Genomic DNA, 9,771 nt, shown 5'->3' on the forward strand with positions numbered 1-9,771 from the left:
AACCGGACACGGCTGAACAGTTAGACCGTCGTCTAATAGCGAGATTTGCAAGCGCCTTTTTAGGTGTGAGAGGCTGTTTGCCGAGAGCATGGTCGTCTACGCGGTCGACATGGGTCGCCGCATTATGGTGCTTCGCGGGACGGGTCCTTCCAATGTATGTCTCGCACGCTCCGAGCAAACTCGTGGTGCAACGGTCTTAACGGAATGGACCAGCCTCGGTCCCGGCAGGGACGCCTCTTCACGCCATGGGCGTTACAGAGCTAGAGAGTTAGGTGGTGGCTGTCGCCCTGTTGAAGAGCTCACCGGAGCGAAGCATCGCATGCATGATGACGGCGAGTTTGCGGGCGACAGCGACCGCGGAGCGTTTGAAGCCAATCTTCTCGCGTAGTTTTATACCCCATCTACGCAGATCGCTGTCGGCCTGGCTGCGTGTCAGGATCACTACCGCGGCTTCATAGAGAAGGGAACGCACATGGGTGTCTCCGCGTCGGGAGATATGGCCATCATAGTCTACTTCGCCTGATTGATAGCGCCGCGTCGTCAATCCCAGCCAGGCGCCCACCGAGCGCGATCGCTTGAAGTTCGCTGGATCCTCGACGGCGGTTAGGTAGGCAGTGGCTGTGATCGCTCCAATGCCGGGTATCGACATCAACAACTGACATTGCTGGTTTCTACGCGCCTCGGCGAGGAGCTGCCGCCCCAACCTTGTCGCCTGGAAGCGCAGGCTACGCCACGCTTCAAGTAGGGGCAGGATTATCCGCGAAAGGCTGACGTTTGTCGGTCAAGAGGGAGCGAACTCCACTTCTGCTATGAAGCCGGTCCGACAGGTTACGAGCTTTACCGTCAGCTTACCGACATGGGTCACGACTGCGTGGTGGTCGCGCCATCCCTGATACCAAAGCGCCCTGGTGATCGAGTGAAGACGAACCGGCGCGACGCGGTCAGCCTGGCAAGGCTACATCGTGCAGGTGAGCTGACGGCAGTCTGGGTACCAGATCGCGGACACGAAGCCATGCGCGATCTCGTGCGGGCTCGAGAGGCTGCACAGGAGGCTCAAAAGCGGGCGCGTCAGCGGCTTCAGTCGTTCCTACTTCGACATGGCCGCATCTATTCGGGCCGCTCATCCTGGTCGCTGGCGCATATGCGGTGGATATCGACTCTGAAGTTCGAGCATCCGGCGCACTTCATCGTACTCAAGGAATACTGCCAGGCGATCGAGGATGCCGAGGTGCGCTTGAAGCGTCTGACCGATCTGATCTCGGAGACTGTCAAATCCTGGACGATGGCTCCTGTTGTCGAAGCCTATCAGGCGTTGCGAGGCGTGTCGTTGATTGCCGCCGTCGTCTTTGTTGCCGAAATTGGCGACATCCGCCGCTTCGAAAACCCCCGCCAGCTGATGGCCTTTCTCGGCCTCGTTCCGTCAGAGAGCTCGACAGGTGAACATGTCAAACGTGGTGGGATCACTAAGGCCGGGAACTCTCGGGCCCGTCGCATGCTGATCGAAGGCGCATGGGCTTACCGCTTCCCTGCGCGGGTAAGTCGAACCAAGCAAGCGCAGTTGGAAGGCCTACCGAGAACCGTTCGCGAAATAGCGTGGAAAGGTCAGCTCCGCCTCTGCTCTCGCTATCGAAAAATGATCCTCGCGGGGAAGCACAAGGCCATCGCGATCACCGCGATCGCTAGAGAAATGGGGGCTTTCCTGTGGGCTATTGGCCAGGAGGTGCAGCCAGCTCATCAAGCCTAACCTAGCATCCGCATCTCGCGAGTAATTGGAAGGAGGAGACAAGATCGATCATCCGCTGATGCCCAATGTTGGAGGCAGGGCCCCGGTCGGGGAACCTTCGATGGAATTGAGTGGCCGACTACGTCGATGCCCGTGCTTAGATAGAAGCAGCCCCAGGCGTACACACGGAAATGCGGTATCCAACCCGCGTATAAGAGTTTGCAAACCGTCGTCTTGAGGCTCTGTCTCCTACATTGCGCATTAGCTACACCATGCAGGACCAGCCATTATTGGCTGGACGAACAGTCGTGGCTACGCCGCTTGCAAAGACGAAGATTGCGCAAGATGGGTATGGATAGCGGCCGGCGTTTCGGGTCGTTCAATGGCAATGGACATACTCGGGGCCTCCAAGGTAGGGTGTCTAAATTAGGTTTAAGCTACCCCACTTTGCTACAGCGCAGGTCACTATCCACCCCTCCTCATAGGAGCTGATGACGCTGATGGCCCGGGCCATCGAGACCGGCACCGCGGAGACGCCGGGGCAGACATTTCTGCCGTTCGACATCTACCTGCCGGAAAATATATGAAACTGATGAAAGTCTATCATAAGCGCTGAGTTTCCTTTCGCAAATGAAAGTAGCTTCGATTGACTCTCCTCCCTCATTCCGGTCTCGTGAATCAACGTGCGGTTGCGGCGTGGCAGGAGCCAGAAGCCGAGAACGACGGTCGCGCTTCATGGAAGGAAAGCCATGCGCCAGGCATTGCCCCGCTTTGCACTCGACCACATGGCGGCGCCCGGACTTGACGTCAGGGCATTTTTCACGCTTGCCCGTGACCTCGGCCTGATAGAAGTCGACATCCGCAACGATCTCTGCAGCAATCCCGTTGCACGCGGCATGCCAGCTGCGGACGTCCGGTCTGCCGCCGCCGAAGCGGGGGTCACAATAATCTCCGTCAACGCCTTGCGGCGCTTCAATGAGTGGACTCCCGCGCGGGAGGCCGAGGCGAGCAAGCTCGCCGATTATGCGGCAGCCTGCGGGGCGAAGACGCTCGTGCTGGTGCCGGTCAACGACGGCTCGGGCGCCAGTGGCGAGCGCCAGGGCAATCTCCGCGTCGCGTTGAAGGCGCTCCAGCCGATCCTCGAGCCGCGCGGCCTGATCGGTCTCATCGAGCCGCTGGGCTTCCAGACCTGCTCGCTCCGATCGAAGAAGGAAGCGGCTGAGGCCATTGCTGCGGTCGATGGCCAGTCCGTCTTCCGCTTCGTGCACGACACGTTCCACCACACCCTCGCCGGGGAGACGTCCTTCTTCTGCGAGCTGACTGGCCTTGTGCACATTTCCGGCGTGAATGACCCGACCTTCTGGATTTACCCGGATCGCGTCCTGGGAGGTTCCGACAATGGCAGCCAAATCCGGGCGCTGCTTGATGGCGGTTATGCGGGTCCCTTCTCGTTCAAGCCATTCGCCGAGGAAGTCCACGAGCTGGACGACCTCGCGGGCGCACTTGCCGCCAGCATCGATTTCATCCGACACGGTCTATTGACGCGGGAGTCGTGGTGAGACGCGGAGTAAATCTCCCGTAATGGGCCTTCGCCCGTCAAGTCCCTCCGAGTGATTATCACGTCGCCAGGATCATGCTTCCGTCCGTGGTCAGCACCAAGACTGCCACATTATGCCATCAGATCCAGAGCTGACAGGTCAATTTAGCAAGCGTGATTTGCCGAAGCATTCACAGCACCACACACGACCTTGCCAAGCTCGCGTCCCGGCGACGGGACCTCAAGAGAGCGGTGCCGTTTCGGCTCGCTCCAAACGCTCTATCTCCTATGCCATCGTGGCGGCCTTGCTCCAACGGAACTCGGTCGCATCCACCCACATGCGATGGAGCACGACGCCCAACTTGCGGGCAAGGGCCACCTTGGCGCGCTTCATGCCCCGGCGTTTCGCCACGTCGAGCGCCCAGTGCTTCAGGCTCGAGAAGCGGGTCGCTCGCGTCAGCATAATGTGCGCCGCTTCAAAGAGCGCGGTTCGCACCATAGGTCACCGACCTTGCTGACACCACCGTCCCGATCGGTCTCACCGGATTGATATTTTTTGGGCGTAAGCCCGAAGTAGGCTCCGACCGTACTGGATTTTCCAAACCGCGTCGGGTCGTCCACCGCCGAGCGATAGATGAGTGCGCTCATCAGCCGCTGGCAGACACGATCGGCGCGGGCGATCGTCAGCATCGTGCGGTGCAGCCGGGTAAACTCGTTCCACAATGCGGCCCGTGCCTGCAGCATCGCACCGATAACCGTCTCAAGCATGTCATGCCCCTCGGTGAGGTCGCGAATGCGTGCTTCGAAACGTCCCCGGCTCACATCGCCAACCTTGAGCCCGTAACCGCGCAGGATTCCGCGGATGCTCAGTTCGACGTCGAGCAGCTTGGCCTGCAAAAGCTTGCGGCCGACCAGCAATGCCCGCACCTCCTGGGCATCTGCCGACTTGGCGTGCACAGGACGGTACCAGCCCATGCGCAGCAGCTGCGCGATCCCGCGGGCATCTTTGCGATCCGTCTTCACGGTCATCGCCACCAGTGCCGCCTTCACATGCCGTGTCTCCAGCAGCACCACGTCAAAGCCGGCGTCGACCAGACCCTCGCGCAACCACTGCGACAGTGGCCCCGCCTCAAGGCCAACCCTGACTATCGGCAGCCCAAGATCGCCAAAATGCTGCAACAGCGCCTCAGGTTCACTCGCCACCTTCGTCTCACGCACGATCTTGCCTGAGGGAGCGATGGATCTCGGCGCGGAGGGACCGAAGGATATCGACTGAAAAACGCGGCTTCTCACTGAGCGCGTATTGGCCCGCAGCCTCGTGCGTCATCCACGCCGCAATGCAGGCGAGCGAGCTATCCGGCTGCACGAAAACCACGAGTTTGACGCCGCGGTACTCGAGCTGTCGCTTGATCAGCATGGTCTCGCCGCATCGGGGATGAAACCGGTAGTAGATCCGCCCTTCAACCAGGTGTTCGTGGGCAGTATGTCGCCCTTCCGAGCGGGACCTGGATAATGCGGATGTCGGTGCCGTTCGCCAAGAGATGCGTGGCGAAGCTGTGCTGCAGCGTATGGACCGTCACGCGCTTGTCGATGCCGGCTGCGACACGGGCGAGCGGCAGGCCGAACAGAGAACCTGCACATCGATCGGCGCGGTTCCGCCACGACCGGGAAACAGCCAGTCCTTCGGCTTTGCCAGCCGCCAATAGACCCGCAGAATGCGAGCAGTCGCGCCGACAGCATCACGTAGCGGTCCTTGCGGCCCTTGCCGTGCTCGACCCGGATGACACCGCGTCCGCTGTCGATGGCGTCGACCTTCAGGCCTATAGCTTCGGAGGCGCGAAGTCCCGCGGCGTAGGCCGTGGTCAATGCCGTCCGGGTCTTCAGGCTGGGCACCGCCTCAAGGAACCGGACAACCTCGTCGGTGCTCAGCACCACCGGCAGCGTGCGCGGCGCGCGGGCATAGGCAATCCGCTCCGGGATATCGGCATGGCCCAGCGTCACGCCGTAGAAGAACCGCAACGCGCACACCGTCTGGTTCAGCGCCGGCACGATATCCCGTTCGCCACCAGATGCACCTGGAAGGTGCGGATGTCTTCCAGACCAAGCCGCTCCGGCGATCGGCCGAAATACCGGGAAAACTTCGCCACCGCGTGAATGTAGGACCGTTGCGTTGCCGGCGACAGATTGCGGACAGTCATGTCCTCGATCATGCGACGGCGCAGAGGGCTCAACTCGGCCATCTCGTATCTCCTGTTCTCAAGATTGCGCTTCAACAGCCGCAATCCTTCAAAACAGAAGCGTCATCCGCAAACCTTCGCACCAAATGCCGCGTCAGCGGCTTCGTTCAATCAGCATTTACCTGCGCCCGGCATGCCGACGAGCGCGATCGGCCGCTCGCCGAGGGCCGCGACAACCTCGCTTGCCTCCGGTGACCTGGCGATCTCGGGCATTCTTGATTGTTCGACAACTCGCATTCCAAATGCCGCAGCGGCGCCCGCCCTGCGATCCTCTTCGGGTTTCCAGCTTGGTATGCGAAGGGCGCCTTCGGGGATCGCAACCTCGGCGCAGACCTCAGTCGCCCGCTTCATCAGTTTCTCCGCCTTCGCTTGATCCAAAGCATCCCCGCTCGCTTGCCGCCGCAGCCTGTCAAGCACTTTATAAGTGTCGTGATTGTCAACTTTGGCGCTGTAGCTGGCTGGCGTATGGAATTCCACCTGGAAGCGATAGCCTTCTGCTGTGGCGAGCACAGTGTGGATGCCGACATAAGCCGGACTCTTATATGTGAACCAGTTGGTTGTCTGGAGTTCGGTGTAGTCCAGTTCGTCGAAGGCCAGAATGGCTTTCTTGAAAGCTTTTATAAAATACTGGTCAGGGATTTCGAAGACATGGCGTACGGCATTGCTGATGAGCTGTGGAGTGCTGCCGGGCGGGACGCTCATGGCAGTGAGCTGCTCTCTCATGGAGGCTTCCGATCTTAAGCGGCGTTCCAGATGGGGCATTTTCACCTGGATGCCCGCTTTCCGGAGGCTTGCGGCAGCGCTGTGTGCCGCTGCGGTGATTTTCGTCTCTTCGGCTTTAGCGCGGGCAGCCTCGATTTGGGCGCGCGCTGACGCCTCCTCGCGAGTCAGCGTGATCGTCTCGTCGGAATGCTCGGCGGCGGGCTGGAGGCCAGAGGGTTTGGGCAGAATGCCTTGCTCCGCAGCGAATTTGATCGAGGCCTCCATGATGCCAGCGGTCAGCGTGGGGTTGTCTTTCAGATCATCCAAGGTCGCATCGACGTCAAACCTTCCCTGGGCGAGGGTCGCCGCCACGCTCTTGACATAGGGCACGGACTTCAAGCCCGGCGTCTGGTGGAGGAGCCGCTGAAGGTCCTGGCTCTTCTTGGAAAAGAGGCGGGCGCCAGTATCGGATTTATAGGCGTCGGTGCCGACCTTGATGCCGAGGCTCAGGAGGTTGTTTGCGCTTTGCACGAGGTCGTCCGGATTGTAACCATCCGGACGGGGATCGATCCGCGCAGGATAGTTGTCGAGTAAAGCCCGGATGCGGTCTGCTGGCCGAGAAGTTGCAGGATAGGTTTCCGTCAGATCCGGGAAAAGCTCTGAGAGTGCTGCGCTGAGCGGAGTGTTTTCGTCGTTCACGCCTTCGACTGTTTCGGGCAGGAGTTGCTCATCGGGCTTCACTGCCCATGCCGCAAGGTCGGCGACGAGCAACTCGGCCATTTCGCGAGCAACCGGATGTTTGGCGATCTCAATCTCGTGCCTCGCTCTCGCAAACGTGTTCTGGATATCCTGGCTACTCACCTCTTCCTGGCCCAGCAGCTGACCGATCTCTCGCCTGAGCTCGTGCTGAACGCCCTCATAGGTGCCAAAGACGGCACGCTCGGCAAACCACTGTCGGGCGTCATCGGATTGAGCCAGAAAGCTTCGCTGCAGGCAGCTATAGGTTTCCAGGACATCCTGTGTGGCAGCGAGGATCTGGCTGACGCGACCGAACTGGTAGTTGTCGCCCTCAAGCGCCGGGGTATGCGACTTTGGCGGCTTTAATGAGCGGAAGCCGCGAGCTTGCTCCTTTTCATCGAACTGGCGCACATGCTCATAAAGCTGCGGCCGGTCGCCGAGGATGATGACCGTGTCCCCGTCGAAGTCGCCGTCAAGCTTTTTCTGTTCACCGGTCGGGACGGCAACCAACGATCCCGGAGCGAACACCTCGGTGGCCTGCAGGATGCCGACGCATTCGACCTGAGTGTCCACCTTGGCGCGGTCCTTGCCTGTAGTCCAGCTCGAATGGCACTTGATGTCCTCGGCAGATATCACCAGCCCACGGTCGGCATAGTTGGCCGGCCACATCTCGTCCGGCACGACGATCAGAATGCCTTTGGCAAAAAAAGTCGGATCGTCGCTCGCCAGTTCCTCCCCCGACTTCTGGGCGACATTAAAACTGTATTGAATGGCCACACAAGTGTCCAGGAACGTCGCAGTCGGGTCCCCATCAACTGCTGACCTGACTTGCTCGGCGGCGAACGGGCGCAGGTTGGGCTTGTCGTAGGGCGACCGCCCGATCAGCACGCCGCTCCTCGTCGTCAATGCCTCGCTCTTGAGCTTCGGCACATGGAGACACCCATCACTGGACGGTACGGCAACCGCGCCAGGACCGTCGATATGTCCGCCAGTCACGGTTCGAAACAGCTCCTCGGCCGTCAGCCTTTGCCCCTCTCGGCTCTCGATCCAGGTCTTGGCCTTCTCTTGCGCCTCATCCGCCACCGACTCGCTGCGCGGGTAATGTTGCAGCGCCGAGGCAGGCAGGGACGATCTCCTTCCCTCACCAAAAGCAGGAAGCCGATCGGGACCTTCCTGGCGGCGGGCTCGATGAACAGCTGGCATACGGTTGGCCAGCGAGGCCTTGATGAAACCGCAACCATCATGCGGTCGCAAGGCAATCGGGCCTTCCGGCCCAGTCAGCTTGAATGGATGCTGTTCGTTGGTAGGGCGGTCCGGCAGCAGCAAGAGGTTGAAGGCGCCTTCCAGCGCGTAGTCGTGAGGCGCCAGACCTTTGATATTCGGTGGCGCCGCAAACCCCCTGCGCTGAGTGTAATAATATGCCTCTTTGAAAGGTGCCCAGGCGCGCGACAGCTGCTCGAAGGCAGTGCCCGGCGCCGTTTCGGCATACGGAATCGCCAGCAGCTTTCCCCCGGGAGACTCTGCCCCCACCCCACCTGGAACGCGGGCGGCGATCTGCGAAACGGTCTTTTGCGGCGGCTTTAGCTTGCTTCCGCCGAACAGGTCCATGCGATATGGTACACCGTCGACGGTGACCGTACGCGACAGCATGAAAGGGCTCGGCTTTCCTGGCAGCTGCACCGCGACGACCTTCACCGCCCCCGAGGTCAGGCGATGAAAAATCGAATAGCGTGTCTCGGCCTCCGTGGCCAATTGCCGGCCCTGCATGTCCACCACTGACAACTGCATCAGTCCCGCGTCACCCTGCGGTGGTCTGGGCTCGTGGTCCATGGCTCGCAACACCTGATGGACATCGAAGACGGACGCTGGATGTTGGGACTGGACCGTCGCCGCATTCTGCTCCATGAATAAGTCCAGCGCATCCACTGGACTGTCCGCCTCGATCTGCGCGATCAGGTTCCAGCTCATGCTGGAAAGGTCGCTTTCGATGAGCCCGCGCGTGCTGTCCAGGATCTCCTTGGTCTTGACCTGCAGCTCTTCTTGCCTCAACCGCAAATCGGACTTGTTGCCTTCGACATACGGCCGCCGCAACATTTTCGCCAGAACCGCACGGGCCTTGAGTGTTTGATAGATCGACAAGGCGGGACAACGGCTCGAGTACGGCCCATGGGCCCGCTGAGCATCGCTTGCTTTGAGATGCGCCTCGATCTTGTGCTCCACAATCGGTTGAATATCGTTCAGCAAGTTTAGAGCCTGCCTCCGGTGCCAACGCAGCTGCTTGCGCGGGCTGCGCGCCAGCGGCAGCAGAGCGGCGCAGAGATTCCCCATGGTTTCGAGGTTATTCTCAAGGGCAAAACCAGGGGCACGATCCAATTCCGTCAACCGAGCTAACCCCGTGCCTGCCAGCAAACCGAGATCATCAAACAATTGAGCCTTGGCCAACGCCTTGAAAATTTTGGTGACGCTCAGGGCATCGGCCTGCTCCAGACGCTCGCTGGCATAGTGAAGATAATGGGCCAGCTGGTGTAGCCGATCTTTCAGCAAAGCGGCCTCTGCAATCTCTCCGGCGTCGTCTGCCCTTATGACTCCCCGCGCCAAATCGTTGGCGATACTGGAGAGCCCGAGCGTGCCAAAACGGCCGAATCGATGTCCTGCCGTGCCGAGTCTGCGCGCGATGTCCAAGATCGCCTCGTGGCACGCCGCTTCTTCCGGACATTTGCCGAACCCGTTCACCAGATTCGCCAGATCCTGCGGAGTGAAATCAGAGAGCTGGTCGGCGCGGCGAAGTACCTCACCGGCGATCACAACGGTGGCCTGACGTGAGTTCTCCTCTT

2 protein-coding genes and 5 pseudogenes are annotated in these 9,771 nt (G+C 60.5%); 2 read left to right on the forward strand and 5 right to left on the reverse strand.

All coding sequences use genetic code 11. The features are described from left to right. Nucleotides 1-268: 268 nt before the first annotated feature. A pseudogene (locus F3H98_RS30290) lies at nt 269-766 on the reverse strand (IS110 family RNA-guided transposase); the annotation flags it as partial. A gap of 21 nt (nt 767-787) precedes the next feature. Here F3H98_RS30290 and F3H98_RS30295 point away from each other — a divergent pair. After that, a pseudogene (locus tag F3H98_RS30295) lies at nt 788-1,744 on the forward strand (IS110 family RNA-guided transposase); the annotation flags it as partial. A gap of 728 nt (nt 1,745-2,472) precedes the next feature. After that, the gene (locus tag F3H98_RS30300) at nt 2,473-3,282 is read left to right on the forward strand and encodes a TIM barrel protein (protein ID WP_149764648.1); all 810 of its coding nucleotides are present in this window, start codon (nt 2,473-2,475) and stop codon (nt 3,280-3,282) included. Between the two features lie 264 nt (nt 3,283-3,546). Here the strand turns inward: F3H98_RS30300 and F3H98_RS30305 are convergent. The 4 genes and pseudogenes from F3H98_RS30305 to F3H98_RS30315 form a co-directional block, all read right to left on the reverse strand. Then, nucleotides 3,547-4,529, reverse strand: a pseudogene (locus tag F3H98_RS30305) (IS110 family RNA-guided transposase). After that, nucleotides 4,471-4,677 carry a hypothetical protein gene (locus F3H98_RS31510; RefSeq protein WP_188130653.1) on the reverse strand — a complete coding sequence of 69 codons (207 nt, stop codon included), beginning with the start codon at nt 4,675-4,677 and terminating at the stop codon, nt 4,471-4,473. Before F3H98_RS31510 ends, F3H98_RS30305 begins: the two are co-directional and overlap by 59 nt. Nucleotides 4,678-4,753: 76 nt before the next feature. Beyond that, nucleotides 4,754-5,500 (reverse strand): annotated as a pseudogene (locus F3H98_RS32390) (site-specific integrase); the annotation flags it as partial. Nucleotides 5,501-5,608: 108 nt separating this feature from the next. Beyond that, nucleotides 5,609-9,771 (reverse strand): annotated as a pseudogene (locus F3H98_RS30315) (hypothetical protein); the annotation flags it as partial.

Source organism: Neomesorhizobium albiziae (assembly GCF_900114255.1).
Classification (GTDB): Bacteria; Pseudomonadota; Alphaproteobacteria; order Rhizobiales; family Rhizobiaceae; genus Neomesorhizobium; species Neomesorhizobium albiziae.

Coding starts and splice junctions, on each gene's coding strand:
- F3H98_RS31510 (WP_188130653.1), bottom strand. CDS start 4,677: ATGCTGATCAAGCGACAGCTCGAGTACCGCGGCGTCAAACTCGTGGTT.
- F3H98_RS30300 (WP_149764648.1), top strand. CDS start 2,473: ATGCGCCAGGCATTGCCCCGCTTTGCACTCGACCACATGGCGGCGCCC.